At 74.2% G+C, this 26,394-nt stretch carries 10 protein-coding genes; 3 read left to right on the forward strand and 7 right to left on the reverse strand.

Annotated elements, in window-relative coordinates:
* From ACH5AC_RS37810 to ACH5AC_RS37820, 3 genes are all read left to right on the forward strand, one after another.
* A partial coding sequence (locus ACH5AC_RS37810) for an acyl carrier protein (RefSeq protein WP_398866908.1) occupies positions 1–438 on the forward strand: 438 nt, incomplete at its 5' end.
* 41 nt (positions 439–479) lie between these two features.
* Positions 480–5,750 (forward strand): beta-ketoacyl synthase N-terminal-like domain-containing protein, encoded by a 5,271-nt coding sequence (locus ACH5AC_RS37815; RefSeq protein WP_398866909.1) that lies wholly within the window; start codon positions 480–482, stop codon positions 5,748–5,750.
* A gap of 11 nt (positions 5,751–5,761) precedes the next feature.
* Entirely contained in the window at positions 5,762–6,784 is a 1,023-nt protein-coding gene (locus ACH5AC_RS37820; RefSeq protein WP_398866910.1) for a ketoacyl-ACP synthase III family protein, read from the forward strand.
* 52 nt (positions 6,785–6,836) lie between these two features.
* Here the strand turns inward: ACH5AC_RS37820 and ACH5AC_RS37825 are convergent, their stop codons facing one another.
* The 7 genes from ACH5AC_RS37825 to ACH5AC_RS37855 all read right to left on the reverse strand — a co-directional run.
* Positions 6,837–8,168, reverse strand: a complete 1,332-nt coding sequence (locus ACH5AC_RS37825; RefSeq protein WP_398866911.1) for an NAD(P)/FAD-dependent oxidoreductase — start codon at positions 8,166–8,168, stop codon at positions 6,837–6,839.
* Between the two features lie 214 nt (positions 8,169–8,382).
* Positions 8,383–12,384 (reverse strand): amino acid adenylation domain-containing protein, encoded by a 4,002-nt coding sequence (locus tag ACH5AC_RS37830; RefSeq protein WP_398866917.1) that lies wholly within the window; start codon positions 12,382–12,384, stop codon positions 8,383–8,385.
* A 1-nt stretch (position 12,385) separates the two neighbouring features.
* On the reverse strand, positions 12,386–13,135 hold the full coding sequence (locus tag ACH5AC_RS37835) for a thioesterase II family protein (protein ID WP_398866912.1): 750 nt from the start codon (positions 13,133–13,135) through the stop codon (positions 12,386–12,388).
* A gap of 38 nt (positions 13,136–13,173) precedes the next feature.
* On the reverse strand, positions 13,174–14,712 hold the full coding sequence (locus tag ACH5AC_RS37840; RefSeq protein ID WP_398866913.1) for a GMC family oxidoreductase: 1,539 nt from the start codon (positions 14,710–14,712) through the stop codon (positions 13,174–13,176).
* The gene (locus ACH5AC_RS37845) at positions 14,705–19,252 is read right to left on the reverse strand and encodes an amino acid adenylation domain-containing protein (RefSeq protein WP_398866914.1); all 4,548 of its coding nucleotides are present in this window, start codon (positions 19,250–19,252) and stop codon (positions 14,705–14,707) included. Before ACH5AC_RS37845 ends, ACH5AC_RS37840 begins: the two co-directional genes overlap by 8 nt.
* 64 nt (positions 19,253–19,316) lie before the next feature.
* A complete protein-coding gene (locus ACH5AC_RS37850; RefSeq protein WP_398866915.1) occupies positions 19,317–23,510 on the reverse strand; it encodes an amino acid adenylation domain-containing protein in 4,194 nt (1,397 codons plus the stop codon).
* Between the two features lie 67 nt (positions 23,511–23,577).
* Positions 23,578–26,394, reverse strand: a 2,817-nt coding sequence (locus ACH5AC_RS37855; RefSeq protein WP_398866916.1) for a type I polyketide synthase, incomplete at its 5' end; no start/stop codon positions are given.

Genomic DNA, 26,394 nt, shown 5'->3' on the forward strand with positions numbered 1-26,394 from the left:
TTCGTCCCCCGCACCCTCGCGCACCCGACAGCGGCCGGCTTGCCGGAGAAGGAGGAGCCCGATGGGCTGGATGCGGGGGGAGTACGGGAGACGGTGCTGGCCTGTGTGGCGGACATCCTCGGGCACGACCGGCCCGAACAAGTGGATGAGCGGCGTACGTTCAAGGACCTGGGCTTCGACTCCATGGGCGCGTTGCAGCTTCACGAGCGAGTCACGGCGGCGACCGGACTGCGGCTCCCCGCGACGCTGATCTACGACCGGCCGACCCCCGCGGAACTCTGCGAGCATGTGGCCGCCCTCCTGGGACACGGCACGGATGCGGTCCCGGAGCCTGAGCCGTCCGCGCACCGCGAGCCGGACCCCGTACGACAGGCTCTGCATTCGGCCTCGGACCACGAGGTGTTCGACTTCATCACCAAAGAGCTCGGCATCTCATGACGGACCGGCGGACGGACGGGCGGGAACCGAGGAGGCCACGCGTGGAGAGCGACGCGGTGATCGGCGGATGGGAGCCCGTGGCGGTCATCGGCATGGGCTGCCGCCTGCCCGGCGGTGTGGGTTCGCCGGAGGATCTGTGGGACCTGGTGGCGGACGGCCGTGAGGTGTTGTCGCCGTTCCCGGAGGACCGAGGCTGGGAGCTGGACGCCCCGGGGGTGTACCCGGCCCGGCGCGGCGGCTTCTTGGACGATGTGGCCGGCTTCGACGCCGGCTTCTTCGGGATCTCGCCGCGTGAGGCGCTCGCGATGGACCCGCAGCAGCGGCTGCTGCTGGAGACGTCCTGGGAGGCGCTGGAGCGGGCCGGCATCGACGCGGCGGCGCTGCGCGGTGTCGATGTGGGGGTGTTCACCGGCGCGGGTTCCGCCGACTATCTGACGCTCCTGCAGCAGGCCGGGGAGCGGGTCGCCGGGCACCTGCTCACCGGCAGCTCCGGCGCGGTGCTGTCCGGACGGGTGGCGTACAGCCTCGGGTTGCGCGGGCCGGCGCTCACCGTGGACACCGCGTCGTCGTCCTCGCTGGTCGCGCTGCATCTGGCGTGCCGTGCGCTGCAGCGCGGCGAGTGTTCGCTCGCCCTCGCCGGAGGTGTGGCGGTGATGGCCACGCCCGCCCTGTTCGTCGAGTACGACAGGCTGCGCGGGCTCGCCTCCGACGGGCGCGCCAAGCCCTTCTCCGCCGACGCGGACGGCACCGTCTGGGCGGAGGGGGCGGGCGTCCTGGCCCTGGCGCGGCTGTCGGACGCGCGGCGGGAGGGGCACCCCGTCCTCGCGGTGGTGCGCGGCTCGGCGGTCAACCAGGACGGTGCGAGCGACGGTTTGACCGCGCCCAACGGCGCCGCCCAGGAGAGCGTTCTGCGCGCGGCCCTGGCCGACGCGGGTCTCACCCCCGACGAGGTGGACGCCGTCGAGGCGCACGGCACCGGCACCCGGCTCGGCGACCCGGTCGAGGCGGGTGCCCTGGCGGCCGTGTACGGGCGGGGCCGGCCGCAGGGGCGGCCACTGTGGTTGGGCTCCCTGAAGTCCAACATCGGCCATGCCCAGGCGGCGGCAGGTGTAGCCGGGGTGATCAAGACCGTCATGGCGCTGCGGCGCGGAGTCCTGCCCGCCACCCTGCACGTACAGCGGCCCACCCCGCGCGTCGACTGGGCGGCCGGGGGCCTGGCCCTGCTCGACGCGGCCCGGCCGTGGCCCGCCACGGACCGCCCGCGACGCGCCGGTGTGTCCTCCTACGGCATCAGCGGGACCAACGCGCACGTGATCCTGGAGCAGGCCGACGCGGAGGGCGGCCGCAGCGCCCCGGGCGGGCCGCGCCCGACGGCGGACGTGTCCCTTCCCCCATGGGTGGTCTCGGCCCGGGACGAGGCGGCGCTGCGCGAACAGGCCCGCAGGCTGATCTCCCGGGTGCGATCGGCAGCGCCCGCGGACCTGCTGGACACCGGATGGTCGCTGGCGGCCGGCCGGGCGGCGCTGGAGCACCGCGCCGTACTGACCGCACCGTCCGGGGAGCCGGCGGCCATGCTCGCCGCGCTGGAAGCGCTCGCCGGGGGCCGGGGCGCGCCCACCCTGACGGAGGGCACCGTCCAGAGGCGGGCGGAACTCGCCGTGCTGTTCACGGGGCAGGGCTCGCAGCGGGTCGGCATGGGGCGCGAACTGCACGCCGCCTTCCCCGAGTTCGCCGCGGCCTTCGACGCCGCGTGCCAGGCCCTGGACCGGGAACTGGCCGGGCATGAGCCCGAGTCGGTCGCCGACGTCGTGTTCGGGCGGACGGCACAGACGCTGCTGCACCGCACGGTGTACACCCAGGCCGGGCTGTTCGCCCTGGAGACCGCGCTGTTCCGGCTGGTCGAGTCGTGGGGGGTGCGCCCCGGTTTCCTCGGCGGGCACTCGGTCGGCGAGATCTCCGCCGCCCACGCGGCAGGAGTCCTGCACCTGGCCGACGCGGCACGTCTGGTGGCCGCTCGGGGCCGGCTGATGCAGGCGCTGCCCGAGGGTGGCGCCATGGTGGCCGTGGAAGCCACGGAGGACGAAGTCACCCAGGTGCTCGATGAGTTGGGGTACGCGGACGGCGCCGAGCAGATCGGTGTCGCGGCCGTCAACGGGCCGTACGCGATCGTCGTCTCCGGCGCCGAGACCGCCGTACTGAAGACCGCCGCGGAACTCGACGTGCGCGGACGGCGGACCAAACGCCTCACCGTCTCGCACGCCTTCCACTCACCGCTGATGGAGCCGATGCTGCGGGACTTCCGGGACGTGGTGGCCGGACTGCGCCTCCAAGCACCCCGGCTGCCCGTCGTCTCCAACGTCACCGGCCGGATGGCGACGCACGACGAACTCGCCTCGCCCGACTACTGGGTGCGGCATGTCCGGCAGGCGGTGCGCTTCGGTGACGGCGTCCGCACGCTGGCCGGCGCCGGAGCCACGGTGTTCCTGGAACTCGGGCCCGACGGGGTGCTCAGTGGGATGGGCCCCGCAGCGCTGCCCGCCGACCCGGACGGCACCATCGAACCGGTGTTCGTGCCGCTGCTGCGCTCGGGCCGCCCGGAGCGCGAGGCGTTCACGGCCGGTCTCGCCCGGGCCTGGACCCACGGGGCGCGGGTCGACTGGACACACGCCTACGAAGGCACCGGCGCCACCTGGACCGATGTGCCGACGTACGCCTTCCGGCACCGCCGGCACTGGCTGGACGTCGGCACGGCGGGCGGAGGCGGCGTCGCGGCCGGGGTCGACGCGGCGGAGCATCCGCTGCTCGGGGCGACGGTGGAACTGCCGGGGACCGAGCAGGTGGTGCTGACCGGGCGGATCACCGCGGGCTCGCAACTCGTCGGCACCGGACCGGGCGGGCTGCCGGCAGCGGTGGTGGAACTCGCCGTCCGCGCCGGGGACCAGGTCGGCTGCGGTGGTGTCGCCGACCTCACCGTGGCCGCGCCGCTGACCCGGCCGGAGCGCGGCGCGCTCCAGCTCCGCCTGGTCGTGGACCCGCCCGACGCCACCGGCGACCGGACGTTCGCCCTGCACAGCCGCCCCGAGGGCGCGCTACCCGGCCAGAGCTGGCGGTGCCATGCGACGGGCCTGCTGACGAGCGCCGGCGCTCCGGCCGCCGTCGACCTGAGCATGTGGCCGCCCGCCGACGCCGTCGCGGTCGACGCGGCACGGCTGCCGGAAGGGGCCCGGCGGGCCTGGCGGCGGGGCGGTGAGACGTTTGCCGAGGTGGCGCTGCCACCCGACACGCACACCCAAGCGCAGTCGTACGGCATCCACCCGCAGCTGCTGGACGCGGCCCTGCGTGTGGCGCACGCCGCCCGGCACGGCGACGGACCCGGACAGCCCGGCGCCCTGGCCTCCGTCGGCACCGCCGTGCTCCACGCGGCCGGAGCCACAGCTCTGCGCGTGCACGTCCGCCCCGCGGACGGCGACACCCTGGACCTCGTGCTCGCGGACGACACGGGCGAAGCCGTGATGGTCCTGCGCGCAGTCGTCGTCCCGGCGGAGCCCGGCCCCGCCACCACCGCCGGCGACGCCCCGCTGCTCCGCCTCGACTGGGCGCGACCGTCGGCCACCGAGCCCCGCCCCCTCGGACGATGCGTCCTGGTCGGCGCCGACCCCGCGGGGGTGCGCTCCGCCCTCATGGCCGCCGGCACGTACACCGAGGCCCATCGCACCGTCGACGCACTGCGGGCCGCCCTGGCCGCCGGGGCGCCGGTGCCCGACACGGTGATCGCGCTGGGCACCTCGCTGCACCCGGCCGAGGACGGCCCCGAAGACTGCCCCGAAGAGACCGCCGCCTCCCTCACCCGGACGGCCCGCCTGATCCGGCTGCTGTCGCCGGAAGGGGACGGCGCCGGTGTCGCCCGGCTGATCCTGCTGACCCGTGGTGCCGTCGCGGTCGCGCCCGACGAGGACGTGCCTGCCCTCGGCGACGCCGCCGCCTGGGGGCTGATGCGCTCGGCGCAGACCACGAGTCCCGGCCGCTTCCGGCTGATCGACACCGACGGGCGGCGCTCCTCGCGGCGCGCCCTCGCCGCCGCCCTGACCGCCGACGTCCCCCAACTCGCCGTGCGCAACGGCGCGTTCAGTACACCGAGGCTCGCCCTCGCGACGGGCGGCACGACGGACCGGGCGCCGCGCGGCGACGGCACGGTGCTGTTCACCGGTGACGTGGCCGGCGACACCACCTTGCTGACGGCGCGTCACTTCAGTATGCGGTACGGCGCCGCGCGCTTGCTGTTCGCCGTCGGTCCCGACTCCCCGGGCGCGGGTGACCGGATCCGTACGGCACTTGACGGAGTCGCCGCCGAGGTGACCGTCGCCGAGTGCGAGCCGACCGACGCCGGCGCCCTCGCGGCGCTCCTCGCCGGGCAGCCCCTCACCGCACTGGTCCACAGTGCGGGCACCGACGACGCCGCGGCGGGGGAGCCGGACACCCCGGAGCGGCTCGCCGCGCTCCTGCGTACCCGCGTGCGGGCCGCGCAGGCGGTGCGGGAACTCGCCCACGACCGGGACCTCGACGCGTTCGTCCTGATCACATCGAGCGCCGGGACGCTGGGCGCGCCCGACGACCCGGCCCGGGCCGCCACTGCCTGCCTGCTCGAAGCCCTCGCCCACCGCCGCCGCGCCCAGGGCCTGACCGGCCACTGCCTCGCATGGGGGCCACGCGCGGCGGACCCCGGCGCGGCCCAGGCACCCGGCTTCACCCCGCTGCCCGCCGACGAGGAACCCGCCCTGCTCGACACGGCCCTGGCCGGTCCGGCCCCCGCGGTGGTCCTGGCCCGCCCCGACACCACGGCGCCGCGGGACCGGACCCGGGCCGACACCGTGCCACCGCCGCTGCGGCACCTGCTGCGGGTGCCCGACCGCAGGACCGCGACGGCGCGCGCCGAACACCCGCCGGGCACCGGCGACCTCGGCGCCCGGCTGCGCGGGCTCGACCCCGCCGCACAGCGCGATCTGCTGCTCGCCCTGGTACGCGCCGCCGCGGCGGAGGCGCTGTCCCACGCCTCGCCCGAAGCGGTGGACACCGCACTGCCGTTCAGGGACCTCGGCCTGGAGTCCCTCAGCGCGATCGAGTTCCGCAACCGGCTCGACAAGGCCACCGGACTGCGGCTGCCGTCCACCCTCGTCCGCGACCTGCCCACCCCGGACCTCCTGGTGCGGCACCTGCGGGAGCGGCTCACCCCACACCGAGGGCCCGCCGCCGCGGCCTCCTCCGACACCACCACCGCCGACGGCGCCACCGACGACAGGAGTGAAACACCGTGAAGGTACAAGGCGTGCACATCAGCTCCCTCGGCACCCATCTGCCGGAGCCCATGAGCGCCGAGGACGCGATCGCCCAGGGCCTCTACGACCAGGAGCTGTACGACACCATCGGCTGGCGCGGCACCCACGTGGCCGGGAAGACCCCCGCCCTCGACATGGCCGTGTCCGCCGCGCGCGCCGCGCTGCGCCGGCTGGGCCCGGAGGGGGAACCGGTGGAGTCGCTGCTGCACGCGGGCGCCTTCTACCAGGGCCCGGACGAGATCTCGAAGCCGGGTTACATCCTGCGCGAACTCGGACTAGGCGCCATGCCGTCACTGGAGCTCAAGCAGGGCTGCAACGGCACCCTCGCCGGGATCGAGGTCGCCACCGGATTCCTGACCGGTGACGCCGGGCGCGGCAGCGTACTGATCACCTCGGCCGAGAACTACTCCACGCCCCTGGTCGACCGGTGGCGCGGCTCCGCCCCCGCCGTGGTCGTCGGCGACGGCGGCGCCGCCCTCGTCCTGAGCGCGGAGGGCGGCTTCGCCGAACTCCTCGCCATCAACTCCAGCACGCTTCCGGAGCTGGAGGGCTGGCACCGGGGCAATGACGACCTGCTGCCGCCGCAGGAGGCCCGCTTCGCACCGCTCGACCTGGCGCGGACGGTGGCCGAGTTCACCGAGAGCTGTATGCCGATGACCGAGGCCATCGAACTCATCAGCAAGTTCAGCCTCGACCTGATGCAGCGCTCCCTCGTCGACGCCGAGCTCAACGCCTCGGACATCGCCGCGCTGATCTCGTTGAACGCCGACGGCCGGGCCGTGGAGCAGTGGTTCCTGCAGCCGCTCGGCATCCCGGCCGACCGGTCCAGCTGGGAGATCGGACGCCACGTCGGTCACATCGGCGCCTGCGACCAGGTCATCACCCTGGAGCGGCTGCTCGCCGAGGGCCGGCTCACGCCCGGCGACCACGTCATGCTGCACGCCGCGGCCCCCGGCTGGTCCGCGTCCACGGCGGTGCTGCGCATCACCGACGTACCGGCCTGGCTCGACTGAGACACCACGCGCTGCCCGCTCCCCCGCCCGGGGAGCGCGGGCGGCGCCGTCCTCAGACTCGCACCTCGCGCGCGTCGAACCCGGCACGGCGGGCGGGGGAGCGGCGCGCGGCCCACAGAATGCGCAGGACGCCGAGCGGATCGAACAGCGCGGACGGAGCAGCCACCAGGCTCGTCACCCGCAGCAGATCGCGGTGCACCCGCTCCGAGACGTGCGAGGCCAGCAGCACCTGACGCGTGTACCAGGCGCGTGCGGCCAGTCCGCGCGGCCGGTGGCCGACGGTCTCGGGGAACATCAGGTCGCTCTCGGTGCTCATGCGCCAGGGCAGGTCGACGATGCGGGCCACGTTCCGGAAGTGTTCCCGTGTCATCTCCTCGGCGGTGCCGTGGCGGTCCAGACACCGGCCGAGCTCGACGGCCTGGAGGATCGCCAGAGTCATGCCCTGCCCGTACAGCGGGTTGAAGGTGCACACGGCGTCCCCCAGGGCCGCGTAGCCGGCGGGCGGTGCGCCGAGGCGCTCGAAGTGGCGGCGGCGCGCGGTCGGCGCCGAGTAGCGGCGGGCGGTACCGTCGTGCACCGGCTCCGCCGTCGACAGCAGCCGCGCGATGTGCGGGCTGGGCAGCCGCGCCGCGAAGTCCGCGAAACCCGCCACGTCGGCGGGCGCGTTGGCCCGGTGCCAGCCGCCCAGCGTGACGATCCACCGGCCGTCCTCGATGGGCGCGACCGCCGCGGCCCGCTTGTCGTGCGGCGGCATCCCGGTGGACGCGTAGGCGAACGCCCCGTCGGCCAGCCGCTCCATGGCGTCGGTACGCCAGTACAGACGGGTGGTGTATCCGACGTCGATACGGACCGACGACACCTGCGGCGGCGGGCAGCCGAGAGCCTGTAGCCAGCGGTCCGTGCGGTGCGTGCTGTGACCGGTCGCGTCGACCACCAGATCGGCGTCGACGGTCTCACCCCGGGCGGTCAGCACGCCGGTGACCCGGCCGGCGTCGCCGGTCAGGCCCGCGACCGCGGTCCGCTCCCGGATCTCCACCCCGGGCAGCGCCCGCACCCGGCCGCGCAGCGTCCGCTCCAGGAAGGGGCGGCTCATGGTGATGAGGGGATGGTCGCTGAAGAACCGGACGCGGGGCCGCCCCAGCTGGTAGAAGAGCGTGTCGCGGCCTGCGTCGAACCGCACCGCTCCGCCGGCCAGCAAGTCCCGGGTGAAGCCGGGGAAGAGCGCCTCCAGTTCGAGCCGCCCCTTCGTCAGCAGGGCGTGCGCGTGCCCCGCCTGCGGAACTCCGCGACGTTCCTGGCCGTCGTCCGGCAGCTCGTCGCGCTCCAGTACCGTGACCCGCTCGAACCGCGACGCCAGCACCCTGGCCGCGGTCAGACCACCCATGGACCCGCCTACGACGACCGCGTGCCTGCCCGATAATCCCATCGCTCCCCGTTTCCGTGGTCCGGCGCGTGCGTGTCCCGACCGATTGTGGGGCAGGGCAGGCGGGCCCCTTCTCCCTCGTTGCGCCGAAATACGGCCATGAGCCGCTACGACGTCACGGCCGGCCCGGGGCCACCCGGGCCGGCCGTGCGGAGGCCGGCGCCTGTCGCTCGGATCAGCTCGCGGGGAAGCCGCGGTCGGCGAGCCAGGACGGGAGATGCTTGGCGATCTCCACCTGGCGGTCCGGCTTGCCGATGCCCGAGTGATCGGTGGCGACCCGCTCGACGTCGATACCGGGACAGGCGGCCCGCCAGATGTCCACCGAGTCCGGCCGCGGTTCCTCGTCCGCGACGTACAGCAGCGTCGGCCCGTCGTGCGGTCCGGGCCGCCACGCCGCCGTCACCCGCGTCTCGTGCTGGTGGATCCGCAGCAGCCGCTCGTAACCAGTCACATCGACCTCCGCCGGCAGCAACCCGTGCTCGACACAGGCGTCACGGGCCGCCCGCGCCGTCCGCCCGGGCGCGGCGGCCCTGATGACGGCCTCCGCCGCCGCCGGCGCCGGGCCCAGCGCGAGCGTCACCAGGAACGCCAGATGCCGGCCCACCTCGGTGTCGGCGAGCCGGAGGTCGGTGATCCGGGCGTCCAGCATGAACACCCGCGCCTCCCGGCCCTGCTCGCGCAACTGGCAGGCCACCTCGTAGGCGAGCATGCCGCCCATCGACCAGCCGCCCAGCAGGTATGGCCCCTCCGGCCTGCGGCGCAGCAGCTCCTCCAGATAGCCTGCGGCCATCGCCCGCAGATCCGGCGCGAACGCCTCCTCCGACAGATCGGTGTGCGGACGGCTCTGGAAGGCGTGCACCGGCCCCGGCCAGGCGTGCGCCAGCGGCAGGTACGGCGCCACCGAACCGCCCATCACATGGAAGAGGAACATCTCCTCGCCCACACCGTCCGTGAGCCGCACCGCGCAGCCCGGCCGCTCGCCCGCTCCGGCGTCCTCGGTGACGCAGGCCGCGAACTCCCGTACCGTCGGCGCCTCGAAGACCCGCCCGAGCGGCAGGTCCACCCCGAACTCCGCATGGACCCGGTTGACCATGCGCAGAGCGAGCAGCGAATTGCCGCCCAGCGCGAAAAAGTTGGCGGCCGCGTCCACGGCCGGCACCTCCAGCAGCTCGGCCCACAGTGCCGCCAGCCGCTTCACCAGCGGGCCGTCCGCCTCCGCGGCGTCGGCCGCCACGGGCAGGTTCAGCTCGGCCAGCGCGCGCGAGGCGTCGACCTTGCCGTTCGGGGTGAGCGGCAGCTGGTCCACGATCCGGGTGTGGCCCGGGATCATGTAGTGCGGCAGATGCGTGCGCAGGTACGTCACCACCGAGGCGCTGTCGAGCACCGCGCCCGGCTCCGGCACGACCAGGGCGACCAGCCGGCGCTGCCCGCCCGGCGCGTCGTCGACGCACACCGCGCACTCGCGCACCGCCGGATGCTCGCGCAGCGCCGCCTCCACCGAACCGGGCTCGACCCGGTAGCCGAGGATCTTGACCTGCCGGTCCTCCCGGCCGAGGAACTCGATCGTGCCGTCCGGCCAGTAGCGGCCGAGGTCACCCGTCCAGTAGAGCCGCTCCCCGGTCCGGGGATGGGTGATGAACCGTTCGGCGGTGCGCTCCTCGTCCCGCCAGTAGCCACGGGCCAGACCCACCCCGCCGATGTGGATACGGCCGACGGCCCACGGCCGGCGTACGTCGAGCCGGTGGTCGAGCACCTTCATCGTCTGGTTCCGCAGCGGGCGGCCGTACGGGATGCTGCGCCACGCCGGGTCGACGTCGTGCACCTCGTAGATGTTCGACCAGATGGCCGCCTCGGTGGCGCCGCCCATCGCGATGACACGGGACCCGGACCACAGACGCCGCATGCGTCCCGGCAGCGCGGTGGGCACCCAGTCGCCGCTCAGCAGGAACGCGCGCAGCGGCGGCCGGCCCAGTCCGGGGCGTTCCTCGGCGACCTCGACGAGCATCTCGGCGAGCGCCGGCACCGAGTTCCACACCGTGACCCCGTGCTCCGTCGCGGCGGCGGCCCAGGCCAGCGGATCGGGCCGCGGCGACGGGTCCGGCAGGACCAGGGTGGCGCCCGCCGCCAGGGTGCCGAACACATCCCACACCGACAGGTCGAAGGCCAGCGAGGAGATCCCGAAGACCCGGTCGTCCGGCCCGAGGCCGATCCGCTCGTCGACGTCGACGACGGTGTTCAGCGCGCTGCGGTGCTCGATCGCCACGCCCTTGGGCCGGCCCGTCGACCCCGACGTGTAGATGATGTACGCCAGGTCCCGGGGCCCCGCCGCCACCTCGGGCAGGACAGGCGCGTCGGCGGCGGCCTCGTCGACCAGGAGTACCGGCAGCGCGGGCGCCAGCCCGTCGAGATCCGGACGGCTGTGCGACTGGGCGAGCACCACGGGGACGGAACACTCCCGCAGCAGGTCGTGCATCGGGCCCTTCGGCATGCCCGCGTCGATCGGCACATACGCGGCGCCCGCCCGCAGCGCGCCGAGCACGGCCACGACCTGCTCCCAGCCCTTGGTCATCACCACGGGGACGACGGCGCCGCGCCGCACACCGTGCGTCAGCAGCCAGTGCGCCACCGCACGGGACCGGGCCTCCACCTCCGCGTAGGTCAGCGTGCGCCCCGATGTGACGACGGCGACGGACTCGGGCCGCTCGGCCGCCCGCCGCAGGAACGGATCCTCCAGCCGGCCCGGCGGCAACTCCCCGGCGGTGTCGTTCACGGCGTCGATCAGCTCCCGGTACGCGGCCGGCACCGGGTCGGGTTCCACATCGGCGCCGTCCGCGCCGGCCAGGGACTCCAACAGCCGTCGGTAGCAGTCGGCGACCAGGTCCGGAAGGCCCGGAGGGAACGCCTCGTCGACGAAGTCCACGTTGGAGGCCACGCCCCCGTCCGGCAGGTCGCGTATCTGGTTGTCCACCAGGACCTGCGGGGTGTGCTGCACACGGGCCACCGGGCGGAAGGCGGGCCTGCGCCGGGTCGGCGGGGTGTCCCAGCCGGGGCCCTGGTTGCTGGTGAACACGTAGGGGAACGACGCCCGTTGGGTCCAGCCGTGGCGTGCCGCCAGCTCGCGGCTGATGCGCACGCCCGTCACATCGGAGTGCTGCACGTCCTTCCACAGACGGTGCTGCAGCCGCCGGGCCCGCTCCCAGAACGTCGCGTCACCGCGCTGGTCCACCTCCAGCGGCAGCGTCGCCGTGCGCTGCCCCACGGCGGGCGGGCCGCCGTGCCGGGCCACCAGGTTGAGATGGACCACGTTCAGACAGAAGTGCGGCGCGGCCGCCCAGGCGCCGAGCGCCTCGGCCAGCACATGCATCAGCGCGGTGGCCGGAAGCACCTTGTGCTTGCGGCAGTTGGCGCCGAACCGCCGCCACTGCTCCCGGCTCAGACACACCGTGCGGCCGGTGAACGACACGTCGGCGATGCTGCCCGGCTGCCGAAGCAGCGGCAGCCGAGGGCCCTCGGGCAGCGAGTCGAGCCGCTTCTCCCAGTACGCCCACTGCTCGCGGAACTCCTCGCCGCCCTCCCGCTCCAGCAGCTCGGCACGCCAGGCACGGAAAGTCCGTTCCACGGGCCGCAGAGCGGCCCCCGGGTCGTGATACAGCTCCAGCCACTCGTTGATGGCCGTGCCGAGACTGGGCGCGTCCACCAGCACCAGGCTGTAGCGGAAGTGGACCCGGTGCCGGTGCGGGCGCAGCCGGCTGACCACGACCTCGAACAGCGGCCAGTTGTTGGGGTCCAGGCCCCGGGTGCACATCCGTTCCCGGGTCGCGGCCAGGCCCGCCTCCCGCTCCTCGGACCCGAGACCTGCCAGGTCCACGACGGTCACCGGCACCCGGGGCAGCGTGCCCGGCTCCAGGACCCGGCCCCTGCCGTCCTCCAGCATCACCGTCCGCAGCGTCTCGTGGCGGTCGATCAGACGGGCCAGGGCCTCCTCGGCGCGGACCGGGTCGAAGCCGACCGCGTCGAGTTCGACGTAGTACTGCTGCATGCCGCCGAGTTCCATCAGCCGGCTCTTGCCGACCAGATAGGCGGACTGGATGTCCGTCAGCGGGAACTGTTTGGCCGCGTCGTACGGCAGGTCCGTGACGTCCCACTGCCCGGCCGCGTCACGGCTGCGCGGGTCCATGTCACTCACAGTGCTCTCCCTGAAGCAGGTCGGACTCGATGACCCGCAGCAGTGGCGCGGGCTCTTCATGCAGATAGAAGTGGCCGCCCGGATACGTCCGTACGGTGCAGCCACGCGCCGAGTGCCGCCGCCAGGCGGCGAGTTCCTGCGGCGTGACCAGCGGGTCCTGCTCGCCGCCGAACACCGACAGCGGGCAGTCCAGCGGCTCGTCCGGCCGATGGGCGTAGGTCTCGGCGACGGAGTAGTCGGCACGCAGCATCGGCAGCAGCGCGGCCATCGCCACGTCGTCTTCGAGGACCTCGTCGGGCGTACCCCCGTTGGCCCGCAGCCGGGCCACCAGGTCCGCCATCGGCGCCGCGTGGACCGGCGCGCCCCGCAGCGGCAGATGCGGTGCGGGCCGCCCGGAGACCAGCAGCCGCCGGGCCCGGCCCAGCCCGAGGGCACGGCTCGCCCGGCACGCCTCGAAGGCGATCAGCGCGCCCATGCTGTGGCCGAACCAGGCGTGCGGCTCCGCCAGCAGCGGCGCCAGATCCTTCACCAGGCCCGGCACCAGGTCGCCGAGCCGGCTGAACGGCTCCTCACGGAACCGGCTCTCACGGCCCGGCAGCCGGATCGCGACGACCTCGATGTCCGGGGCCAGCGCCCGCGCCCACGCACGATAGGCGAGCGCGCCACCGCCCGCGTGCGGCAGACACAGCAGGCGGATCCGCGCCCCGGGCGCCGGATGCCAGCGCACCTCCCAGTCAGTCACGGGGGCCACCGGCCCGGGATGGGAACGGGGGTCCTTCGTCAGGCCATCCATGCGGCCACCCTTTCCGCGAGCATGATGCAGCTGAGGTTCGGCGTGGCCCGCAGCGGCGCCGGCATCACCGAGGCGTCGGCCACCCGCAGGTTCTCCAGACCCCGCACCCGGCCGTACTGGTCCACCACGGCGAGGTCGTCGCCGTCGATACCCATCCGGACGGTGCCCGAGGCGTGCCCGAGCGGTGTCACGAACCGACCGACCGCGCGCCGCAGCCGGGACTCGTCCGACACCACCGACTCCGTCCACAGCAGCACCTCCGCCAAGACCCCCGACATGGCCTGCGAGGACAGCAGCTCCGCGACCGCCCGGACGCCCTCGGCCAGCCGGGCCACGTCCGCGGGCGCCGAGCCGAGACCCAGGGTGATCACCGGCGCGTCGTCCGGGTCGGGGCCGCGCACATGCACCGAGCCACGCGAGCGGGCGTCGAGCAGCATCGCGGAAACGGCGACCGCGAGCCGCTCCGCCATGACCGCCCCGACCTCCGGGATGGTGTCGTCGGAGACATTGCTCGCCAGGAACAGGCCCAGGTCCGGGCAGTCGGCGCCGTCGGCGAGCCGGGCCATCACCTGGTGCCGGGGCAGTCCCCGGCGGCACACCCCCGGCCGCGGCCGCGCCCACACCATGATCGCCGCATGGTCGGCGAGTCCCTCGCCCACCCCCGGCAGGTCCGCCACCGCGGGGATCCCGAGGGCGGCCAGCCGCCGAGCGTCGCCCACCCCCGAACGCTCCAGAACCAGCGGCGAGTTGACGCCACCCGCGCACAACGTCACCCGGTCGGCCCGCACCCCCTCGATCGCGCCGTCGCGCAGTACCTCCACGCCGGTGGCCCGGCTCCCCGCGAACAGCACCCGCCGTACGGTCGCCCGGGTCCACACCGTCAGGTTCGGCCGCCCCAGCACGGGCGTCAGATAGGCGTCGGCCGTCGACACCCGGCGGCCGTCTCGCGCGTTGCTCGGCAGCGGACCGGCCCCGGCCCCGGAGCCCGCGTTCATGTCGTCGACCTCCGGCAGGCCCCGGGCCCGGCACGCGTCGAGGAAGGCGGTGGCCACCGGGTCGAACTCGCCGGGCCCGGGCCGGCGCACCGGCACCGGCCCGTCCGTGCCGTGCTCGGGCCCTTTGAAGTCGGCGTCCGCCTCCAACGCGCGGAAGTACGGCAGGACCTCCCGCCAGGCCCAAACGTCGTGCCCGGCGGCCGCCCAGCGGTCGAAGTCCTCGGGCAGACCGCGCAGCGCGATCGCCCCGTTCACCGCGGAGGACCCACCGAGCAGCCGGCCCACCGAGTACGGCGCGCGCCGGCCCCGGGCGGCGGCACCGACGTGCGCCGTGTAGTCCCAGTTGTAGCCGGACAGTACGGCCGTGCCGAGCGGCGCCGACGCCTCAGGCTCCCCGAGCCGCTCCACCCCCGCCTCGATCAGCAGCACCCGGCGGTCGGCGCGCTCCGTCAGCCGGGCGGCGAGCACGGCCCCCGCGGAGCCCGCCCCCACCACCACGTCGTCCCAGCCGCCGGTGAAGTCGTCACGCATCGGCCGACGCCCCCAGGACCGCGCCCAGCGCGGCGATCGACGGATGGTCGAAGAGGAGGTCCAGGCCCTCGTCGGCGGCGTCCGCCAGCCCGAACTCCTCCTGCAGCCGGCCCAGGATGCTCACCGCGTGCAGGGAGTCCCCGCCGAGGTCGAAGAAGTCGTCGGTGACCCCGAAGTCGTCGCGGCCCAGCGCCTCGGACCAGATCGCGAACAGTCGGCGCTCCACCTCGTCCCGGGGGGCCACCCGCTCCTCGACGGCCGACTCGGCCCACGGTGCCGGCAGCGCCGAGCGGTCCACCTTGCCGTTGGCGTTCAGCGGCAGCCGGTCGACGAGCAGCACATGGCGGGGAACCATGTACGACGGCAGCAGGTTCTGCAGAGCCGTCCGCAGGCTCTCCGCGTCCGGTGCGGCGGTGCCGTCCGGGGCCCGGGCGATCATCACCTGCTGGCCATGGAAGTCGATATCAGCCTCCTCACCCGGCAGCGCGGAGAAGCCCGCGAAGCCCGCCGCCTCCAGCGCCACCCGCCAGGCCGCGACCGGCAGCAGCGGCAGCCGCCGGTCCCCGCAGTGGTCCTGCGCCAGACCCTCGATGAAGCCGACGGTCACCATCTGCTGAAGCGAGTTGACCGTGCCCTCCAGCAACACCAGCAGACCGCGCGGTGCCAGCACCGACCGCAGACCCGCCAGGGTCCGCTCCAGATTCCGCGCGTCATGGAGCACGTTCGCCGCGACCACCACGTCCACCGAGCCGGGCGCGTACCCCTGTTCGGCCGGGTCACGGTCGATGTCGAACACCGCGTAGTCGACGCCCGCGTGGTCGGCGAACCGGCGCCGGGCGCGCTCCGTGAAGTACGTCGACACATCGGTGAACACGTACCGCGCGCGCCCGCCGGGCAGGTGGGCCAGCAACTGTGCCGACGTCGCACCCGTGCCCGCCCCCACCTCCAGGATCCGCACCGGACGCTCGGCCGGCCCGGCCTCCACCGCGGCTCGTACCGCCCTGGCGACCGCCGTGTTCTGCACCACCGACACCGGGTTGCCCGCGTAGAGCGCCTCGGTGATCGTCCAGTCCCCGCCCGGCAGCAGCAACTGCAGCGGGCTGGTCTCGCCGCGCAGCAGCGCCACCTGGTGGTCCGCGCACGCGGCGAAGTAGTCGACGAGGACCCGCTCGCCCGCCCCGGCCGTCACCTCCGACAGCCCCCGCCGAACCCGCTCGTCCAGCGCGGCCTCGTCGAACCCGGCCACGCACCGGTACGTTCCGGTGTCGTCCGCGCGCACCACGAACCCGTCCGCCACCAGCGCCTCCAGCCACCGGTCCAGCAGCGCCCGGTAGCCCGGCCGCAGCCCGTGCCGCTCGACCAGCGAGGACGCCGACGCCGCGTCACCCACGGCCGTGAACGCCCCCAGCCGGGCCAGGGTGCGGGCCATCAGCGGCGGACACAGGGCCTCCAGCGACTCCAGCACCCCGCGGTAGCCGGCCAGTTCGGCGCCCCGCTCGGCCGCGCCGTCCCGCACCGCCAGGGCACCGGCCGCCACGGCCGGCTCCCACGTCCCGCCGGTGCCCGTGCCCTCCTCGCCGTCGGCGGCGGGCACGACATGCGCGACCAACTGCCGGTTGCCGGTGTGCGGGTTGGTGTCCACACCGACGACGGCCTCACCGACGCCCGGCTGGCGGCGCAGCGCCGCCGCGATCTCGTCCAGCTCGATCCGATAGCCGTTGATCTTCACCTGGTGGTCCTGCCGGCCCAGGAACTCGATGTCCCCGCCGGGCAGATACCGGCCCAGGTCACCGGTCCGGTACAGCCGCTCCCCGGTCCCCGGGTGCACGACGAAACGCTCCGCGGTCCGCTCCGGATCCGCCCAGTACCCCCGGGCGACACCCACGCCGCCGATGTAGATCTCCCCTGTCGTCCACACCGGGCACGGCCGCAGCGCCGCGTCGTACACATGCAGGGTCTGGTTGGTCAGCGGCTTGCCGTACGGGATACGGGCCCACTCCCCGGGCACCTCCCCGATCGGGTAGCACACCGACCAGATCGACGCCTCCGTCGCCCCGCCGAGGCTGATCACCTCCGCCTTGGGGTGCTGGGCCCGCACCGCGTCCGGCAGCGCCACCGGGATCCAGTCGCCGCTGAGAAGCACCAGCCGCAGCGCCGACTGCGCCGACCCGTCCCGGCCGCGCGCCTCCGTCCACGCCTGCATCAGGGCCGGCACCGAGTTCCACACGGTCACTCCGTGCCGGTCCGCCAACTCCGTCCAGTGCGCCGGATCCTGCGCCCGCGACGGCGCCGGCAGCACCACGGTGCCACCGGCGGCGAGCACTCCGAACACGTCGTACACGGACAGGTCGAAGCTGAGCGCGGACACGGAGAGAACCCGGTCGGCGGGACCCACCCCGAAGCGCCGGTTGATGTCCACGACCGTGTTCACGGCCCCCCGGTGGTCGATCACCACGCCCTTGGGACGCCCCGTCGACCCCGATGTGTAGATGACGTACGCCAGGTCCCGCGGCCCGGGGCCGGCCGGCAGCGCGGCCGCGGACTCAGCGGCCACCTCGGCGTCCTCCAGCGTGACCACCCGCACGTCCCGGGGCCAGGCCAGCGCGTCCCGCAGCGCCGGCGACGTCACCACCACCCGCACCTCGCCCATCGTCAGCAGCTCGCTGCGGCGCGCCTCCGGCCACTGCGGATCGACGGGCAGATACGCCGCCCGCGCGCCCTGCACACCGAGCACGGCGGCCACCTGCCGCCACCCCCGCTCCAGCACCACCGCCACCAGGGAACCCGGCGCCGTGCCCAGCGCGCCCAGCCGCCGGGCGAGCCGCCGGGACCGCTCGGCGACCTCCCGGTAGGTGTGCGTGCCGTCCTCGTCGATCACCGCCACCGCGTCGGGACACCCGGCCGCCCGGTCCTCGAACAGCGACCACAGCGTGCCGTCCGGCACCTCCGCCGCCGTGGCGTTGGCCAGCTCCCGCTCCTCGGTCTGCCGGCGCGGCAGCCGCGCCCGGCCGGGCTCGTCCCAGGCCGCCCCGTCCGCGGCGAGCGCGTCCAGGACCTCCCGGTACACGCCGAACATGTCGTCCAGCAGCCCCGCCGGGAACAGTTCCTCCACGGCGTCCCAGTTGAGGACGAGGTCGCCGCCCTCTTCCGCCGCCTGGTGGTCCAGCCACACCTGCGGCGTCTGCGTCAGCCCGTACACCCGCTCACCGAAGAACCGCAGCCCCGCCGACGGGTCCTCGTCCGGCTCGCCCAGCACCAGGGCACTGGTGAACACCACCGGCATCGCCGCGCCCGGACCGCCGCCCAGCCGCCGCGCCCGCTCCCGCAGCACCCGCACCCCGTTGTACGCCATGTGCCGCAGGTCCCGCAGCAGCTGCCGCTGCACCGCCTCCGCGCGGCCCGTGAACGTCGCCGCCCCCGAATCGTGCGCCGCGAGCATCGTCAGCGTCGTGAAGTCGCCGATGACATCGTTGATCTGCGGATGCACCGGAGGCCGGTTGAACAGGGTGAGGTTCAGCGTGAAGTCGGGCTCCGTCGACCACAGCCGCAGCACCTCGCAGAACGCCGTCATCAGCACCGCCGACGCGGTCAGCCCGCGCTCGCGGGCCCGCTCCTTCAGCGCGTCCCAACGGACCCGCTCCATCCGGTGCTCACGGCGCGCGAACCGGGTCCGCTCCAACCGCGAGGGCTGCACGGCCAACGGGAGCGCGGGCGCCGCGGGCAACGACTCCAACCGCCCCAGCCAGTACTCCTCGTCCCGCCGGTACCCCTCCGACGAGCGCAGCGCCTCCTCGTGCAGCACATGGTCGCGGTACGACAGCTCCAGCGGCTCCGGACACCAGTGCGGATCCTCGTAGAACCGGCGCCACTCCCCGAACAGCACATACAGGCTCAGCCCGTCCAGGATCAGCACGTCGATGCTGACGTGCAGCCGCACTCGATCACCGTCCAGCAGACAGGCGCGGATGTCGAACAGCGGCCACCGCCCGGCCGGCAGCACCTGATGCTCCAGCTCCGCCCGCAGCCGCCCGATCCCGGCGGCCACCCCGGCGTCGTCGGCGCCCCGCAGATCGACGACCTCGATGTCGTACGCCGGCACCTCCGGCAGCACCCGCTGCCTGCCGTCAGCCTGGACGACGGCCCGCAGCATCCCGTGCCGGTCGATCACCTTGCGCAGGCTCTCCGACAGCCGGCCCAGGTCCAGCCCGGTGCGCTCCAGTTCGAAGTACAGATGCGTCGAGACACCGCCGAGCTCCATCGCCGAGCCGCGCCCCACCCAGTAGGCGTGCTGGATGTCCGTCAGCGGGAACGGCTCGTGCCGCTCGTCCGGGCGCAGCCGCACCGGCGGCGGGCCGTCGTCGCCGGTGCGGGCGCGCAGCGCGGCAAGCAGCTCGTCGCGATGCGTCCGCAGCCGATCCCGCAGCTCCGCGGTGAGCGCGCCCGCCGGCGCCACCACGTCCAGGCGGCCGTCGTTGAGCCGCAGCCTGATGCCGAGCCGGTGCAGTTCGGCGATGAGATCCTGTGCGAGGTCCTGTGCCATGGGAAGAGTCCTCCTGGGTACGCGCCGTCGCCCGCCGCCGGATGCGCCGACCGCGGGCGGGGCGTCATCGGTCGTTGAGTGCGCCGGCCACGGTGTCGAGCGCGCGGGGATCGGTCAGCAGCGTGTAGTGGGTGCCGGACACCGGCACCGGGAGCACACCGCCACGGGTGTACGCCGACCAGCCCCAGTCGGGCGCGTCGGCGGCCGGATGCCCGGCGAACTCGCTGACGGCGCCGTCCCGGGCGCGCAGCACCGTCAGCGGGGCGTCGATCCGGCCCGCCCGGTAGGCGTTGCAGCCCCGGACCACACCACGGAACACGGCCAGCGCCGCCGCCAGGTCCGAGGGATCGGCCGCCGAGTCGGGCAGCCCCGCCGCCCGGGCCAGCTCCAGCGTGCGCGCCAGCCGCTCGGCGTCCGCCAGCCCCGCCAGCCCGCGCACCGCCTCTTCCGGGACCAGACCCGGCGTGAACCCGATACCGAGGTCCTCCAGGAACCACAGCAACAGCCGCGCGTCGTCCAGCTCACGGGGCTCGGCCGGAGCGGGCGAGTCGATCACCACCACCCGGGCCACCCGCTCCCCGCGCGCCTCCAGCAGCCGCGCCATCTCGAACGCGATCACCCCGCCCGACGACCACCCGCCGAGCAGATACGGCCCCGCCGGCCGCACCTCGGTGAGCGCCGCCACGTACAGCGCCGCCATCTCCTCCACGCTCTCCAGCACCCGCTGGCCCGACGCCGGACCGGGCGCCTGGAACGCGTACACCGGCCCGCCCAGCAGCCCGCTCAGGTCCCGGTAGCACAGCACGTTCCCGCCCGCCGGGTGCACGAGGAAGCACGGGGACACACCGCGGTCCTGCGCCGGCTCCGGCCCCGACAGCCGGACCAGCGGGGAGGGCCCGTCGTCCGCCGACTCCAGATGGGCCGCGAGCCCCGCCACCGTACGGCGCTCCAACAGCGTCCCCAGCGGCACCCGCAGGCCGTACTCCCGCGCGATCCGCCGGATCAGCCGCAGTGCCGCGAAGGACTGCCCGCCCAGATCGAAGAAGTCGTCGTGCACCCCGACCCGCGCGACGTCGAGGATCTCCGCCCAGGCCCCGGCCAGCAGCGACTCCACCGGCGTGCGCGGAGCGACGTACTCCCGCGCCGTGTCGTCGTCGGACGGCCGGATCGCCTCCAGGGCACGCCGGTCCAGCTTGCCGTTCGCGGTGAGCGGCAGCCGGTCCAGCCGGCTGATCCGCCCCGGCACCATGTAGGCGGGCAGCCGCCGCGCCGTCGCCGCCGTCAGCTCCTCGGCCAGCTCCGCGTCCGGCCGCCGCTCCTCCCGCTCGCACACCACGAACGCCGCCAGTTGCGTGCCGGAGCCCGACGCGCGGGTCACCACCGCGGCCCGCCGCACCGCCGGATGCTCCGCCAGCGCGTGCTCGATCTCACCCAGCTCGACCCGGAAACCCTGCACTTTCACCTGGCTGTCCGACCGGCCCAGGAACTCGATGTCCCCGCTGGGCAGATACCGCCCCCGGTCCCCCGTGCGGTACAGCCGCTCACCGGTCCGCGGATGCGTCACGAACGCCGCGTCCGTCTTCGTCCGGTCGCCCCAGTAGCCGAGCGCCAGACCCGCGCCGCCGATGTACAGGTCGCCGGCCACCCAGGTCGGCACGTCCCGCCCCTGGTCGTCCAGCACGTACCAGGGCTGGTGGGCCAGCGGCCGGCCGTACGGGATGCTCGGCCACGCCGGGTCGCGCCGTTCCACGGGGAAGCAGATCGACCAGATCGACGCCTCGGTGGCGCCGCCCAGGCTGATCACCCGCGCGTTCGGCGCGATCCGCCGCACCCGGTCCGGCAGGTCCACCGGTATCCAGTCCCCGCTCAGCAGCACCGTGCGCAGCGCCGGGAACGTGACACCCGCCGACGCCGCCTCCTCCGCGAACAGCTGCATCACCGCGGGCACCGAGTTCCACACCGTCACCCCGGCCGAGCGGACCTGCTCCACCCAGTCCGCCGGACCGGTGCCCGGCGCGTCCGGCAACACGAGGGTCGCCCCGGCGGCCAGCGTCCCGAACACGTCGTACACCGACAGGTCGAAGCACAGCGACGACACCCCGAACACCACATCGTCCGGGCCGATCCCGAACCGCCGGTTGATGTCCGTCACCGTGTTCAGCGGACCCCGATGGTCGAGCACCGCACCCTTCGGGCGCCCCGTGGACCCCGACGTGTAGATGATGTACGCCGGATCCCGCGGGTCGCGCACCACGTCGTCCGAGAGTGCCGGACCGCCGTCCTCCACCGCCACCACCGGCACCTCTACCGGCACGGCCCCCCGCAGCGCACCCACGGTGACCACCGCGGCCGCCGCCGTGTCCCGCAGCACATACCGCACCCGGTCCGCAGGCCACTCCGGATCGACCGGTACATACACCCCCCCGGCCGTCAGCACACCGAGCACCGCCACCATCTGCTCCGGCCCCTTCGGCAGCAGCACGGCCACCCGGTCCCCCGGACGCACCCCGCACTCCTGGAGCCGCCCGGCCACCCGCCGGCTCATCTCGCCGACCTCCCGGTACGACAGGGACGAACGGACGCCCGCGACCGCCGTACGGTCCGCGCGCCCCGCGTCCGCCGGCGCCAGGCACTCGTACAGCAGCCCGTCCGGCGCCGGGGGCGCGTCGGCCGCCGCCCGGTTCACCAGCTCCCGCCGCTCCCGCTGCCCCTCCGGCAGCAGCTCGAACGCCCGTGCGTCCCAGGCGTCCTCGTCCTCCGCCAGCCGGTGCACCAGCGACCGGTAGCCGTCCAGCATGGCGTCGATGAGCCCCTCCGGGAACATCGACTCGATGACGTCCCAGATCACCCACAGCCGACCGTCCCGCAACTCCCAGAACTCGGTGTCCAGCAGCGTCTGCGGAGTCTCCAGCAGGCTGTACGACGGAGGATCGGCCGGCCCCACGAACAGGGCGCTGCCCACCGCGAACGGACACACCGCGCGCCCCGGCGTTCGCCGCACCTGGTTCAGCGTCTGGAGCACCTTGCTGCCGCTCCAGTACACATGCTCGGCATCCGCGAGCACCCGCGCCTGAAGGCGCCGCACCCGGTCCGTGAAACCCTCGTCGTGCCGCCAGTCGACCTCCAGCGGATACAGCGAGGCGAAGTTCCCCAGGATCTCCCGCATCTGCGGATGGATCGGCAACCGGTGCGTGATCATGTTGTTCAGCAGGAAGTGACGCGAACCGCTCCAGTACGCGATCACCTCGGCGTGCGCCCCGAGCAGCACGTTCGTCAGCGTCAGGCCACGAGCGTCCGCCCGCGCCCGCAGCGCCTTCAACTGCTCCGGCGGAAAATGCAGGTCACGCCTCGACAGCCTTGACCGCTGCTGCCGCCCCGACCCCGCCGCCAACGGCAGCTCAGGGGCGTCCGGCCAGTCCGCCATCCGGTCGCACCAGTACTTCCTGGACGCCTCACCGAGCGGCGACTCCTCCAGCTCGGCGAGCGCCAGGACACAGTCCCGGAACGACACCTCCAACTCGGCGAGCTCCTGCTCCGGATGGTGGTAGTAGTGCATGGTGTCCGTCAGCAGCCGGAAGGCGCTCGGGGCGTCCGCGAACAGATTGTTGTTGTTGTAGTGGAACCGCGCCCGGCCCTCCCCGTACAGGCTCAGCCGCGGCTCCATCCACGGCCACCGGTCGTGCGGCGGCTCCTGACGCTCCATCAGCTGACGTGTCTCCAGCATGCGCCGCTCCGCCTCAGCCGGCGGCAGCCCCCGCAGATCCGTCACCGTGACCTGGACCGGCGCCGGATCACGCACCGTCTCCACCAGCATGTCCTCCCGGGCGACCACCAGATTCCGCCGCTGGCGCCACACCGCCCGGTTGAACGCCGCCGTGAAACGCGCCGGATCCAGCTCGTCGAACTCGAACTCGCCGTACTGGTGCGGCCGCACATGGAACTCGAACCCCGGCCGACTCCCGATCAGGAACGACTGCTGAAGATCCGACGGCGCGAACGGCTCGTACAGCCGCTTCTCGTCCGCCGTCACCGTCGGCAGATCCACCGCATCGGCCGACGCGGCCTCCCGCGCCCGCGCCAGCCACCGCAGCAGCTCCGGCTTGTGCCGCGCCATACTCTCCCGCAACGCCGGCGTCAGCCGCCCCTTCGGCGCACTCACCTCGATCCGGTCACCGTCGACCAGCCTCAACCTGACTTCACTACGGGCCAGTTCGCCCACCAACCGCGCCACGGCGCCGTCGCTGTCGTTCACGTTCACTGCAGGGCTCTTCCTCTCGGTCTCTGGGTCGGAAAGGCTCGGAAGCCGACGGCCGCCACGCGGCGGGTCAGAGCGTGAGCACCTCCGTCTCACCGGAGTCCTGCGCGACCCCGTCGTCCTCCGACGCCACCAGGCCCCGCAGGGTCAGCTGACGGCACACCGACTCGGCGATCTCCACGGCCGTGCCACCGCCGAACAGGAAGTCCGGCGGCACATCCGCCCCGTAGTCGCTCAGCAGCCGGCCCCGCAGCCGCACCGTCGCCAGCGAGTCAAGACCCAGCAGGTTCAACCGCATCCCGGCGAACCGCGGCCGCAACTCCGCCACCGCCGCCTCGTCCAGACCGAGCAACAGCGCGACAGCCCCCAGCAGACGGTCCAGTACGACGTCCCGCGCCTCCTCCGGGTCCTTCAACACCAACTCGGCCAGCTCCTCCACCGAGAAGGCGTCACCCGACCCGACAGGACCGGACGCCCCCCGCGGCAGCACCCCTTCCAGCAGCGTGTACGGCAGCATCCGGGGCACCGCGGCCGCATACCGCCGCCAGTCCATCCGCGCCACACCCACCCGCGCCGACACCGACCCCGCCACCCGCTCCAGCGCGTCCAGCGCCTCACCCGCCGGCATCGCGTCCACACCGGCCGCCGCCATCCGCTGCCCGACCTCGGCACCGGCGGCCATACCGACCTCCGCCCAGGCACCCCAGGCCACGCTCAGCGCCGGCAGCCCCAGCCGCCGACGGTGCTCCGCCACGGCGTCCAACAGACCGTTCGCCAGTACGTAGTTGGCCTGCCCGGCCGACCCGGTCAACCCGGTCATCGACGAGAAGAGCACGAAGAAGTCCAACTCCACCGGCGCCGCACCGCCACCCTCCAGCGCACCGAGCGACGCCCGATGCAGATGCCAGGCACCGCGCACCTTCGGATCGAGCACCGCACGGAACCGGTCCCAGCCAAGCTCCACCAGCGGCCCGTCCGAGGTGACACCCGCCGCGTGCACCACACCCCGCAGCGGCGGCAACTCCCGCCGCGCGTAAGCGAAGAGCTCCGCCACGTCCGACGCCACCGAGACATCCGCCCGGCGCAGCTCCACCCGCACCCCGCGCTCCCGCAGCGCCACCACTGCCGACGGCACTTCGGCCGGAAGGGTGCGACCCACCAGCAGCAGCGACCGGGCCCCCCGGTCCGCCAGCCGACCGGCGACGGCCAGACCCAGGCCACCCAGACCACCGGTCACCAGATAGGAGCCATCCGCCACAACCGGCAGCGCCGCCGCCGAACCACCGATCCGGTCCTCCCGCAGCAACGCCCGGAACCACCGGCCACCCCGCACCGCGAGATGACCCGCCCCGGACAAGCCACCCGCACGCGCCAGCACCTCCCGCAGCGGCGGCACGGACAGCGCCGCGCCCGCCTCCACATCCACCTGCACGCACTTCAGATCCGGATACTCCGCTACGACAGCCCTGACCGCGCCCGTCGCCACGGCACCCGGCACCTCCACGGCGGACCCGGACCCGGACTCCGTACCGAGGCGGACCGCCCCCTCGGACACCACGACGAGCTGCCGCAGCGTCTCCTCAGCCGCCGCAAGCGACGTGAGCAGCACAGTCAGGAAGGCGAACGTCCGGCGGGCACTCCGGTACACCTCGTCGAGAACCTGGTCACCGCCCGCGTCGGCCGCGGCCGGACAGTGCATCAGCACTCCGGCCAGCTCGCCGCCCCCGGCACGCACCTCGGCCAGCACGCGCTCGACGTCGCCCGACAGCTCCGCCGTGCTCCGCGAGGACAGCACGGCCGCACGGCAGCCGAGCTCGGCGAACTCCGCGGCCCGGCCCTCCGCCCGCCCGGCGTCCGGATCGAACACCAGCCAGGTGCCACGCCCGGCCACGGCATCGTCCACCGCGCCCTCGGACGCGGCGCCGTCCAACGGCTCCCACACGATGTCGTACGCACGCGGTGTCGTGCCCGCGAGCCCCGACAGCGCGTCGGGCGACACCGTCACGAACCGCAACCCCTCGACCCGTACGAGCAGCTCCCCCGCGTCGTCCAGCACATCGAGATCCATCGAGCAGCCGCCCGAGTCGTCCATGCCGTTCCAGCCCGCCAGACACCACACGCGGCCCGGCAGCCCGCCGTACACGCTGATCCGCTCCACCGCCGCGGGCAGCCGCAGCACATGCTCGTCCTCCTGGCCGTCCTCCTGGGTGAACGCGGCCACGACCTGGAAACACGCGTCCAGTACCGGCGGCGACAGCGTGTACGCCCCGTCCTCGCGCACCGCCGCGACAGGCTCCACCAGGCCGAGCGCCGTGTCACCGTCCCGCAGCAGCCGCTTCAGCCCGCGGAACGCCTCCCCGTAGTCCACACCGATCCGCCGCAGCCGCTCGTACAGCACCGCCGTCGGCCGCTCGTCCATCCGCGCCCGCAGGGACTCCACGTCGACACGACCCGACCGCGGCGCGGCCTCGCCCACGGAGCGCACCGTGACGTGCTCCGTCCAGCTCCCGGCAGCCGCGCCGGCCCCGGCCGTCCGGCCGAAGCACCGGACCCGATGCCCGTCGCGCCCCGGCTCCAGCACCGCCTGCACGTCGACGGCACGCCCGTCGGCGAAGTGGAGGAACTCGTTGAACGTCACGCCCTCCAACACCCGCCCGCGATCGCCCCCGACGAACTCCGCCGCTCCGGCGAGCGCCCACTCGAGCATCGCGGCGGCCGGCAGCACCGGTGTGCCGAGCACCTGGTGATCACTGAGGAACCAAGGGGTGGTGGCAGTGAGCCGCTGGGTGAACCAACGGCCTTCCGCCCCCGCCAGGTTGACCTCGGCACCGAGCAGCGGGTGCGAGCCGGCTGCGGTGGGGTGGGGTTGTGTGGTGGTGGGGGTGAG

This window comes from Streptomyces sp. NPDC018693 (genome assembly GCF_044391385.1).
Taxonomy (GTDB): Bacteria; Actinomycetota; Actinomycetes; order Streptomycetales; family Streptomycetaceae; genus Streptomyces.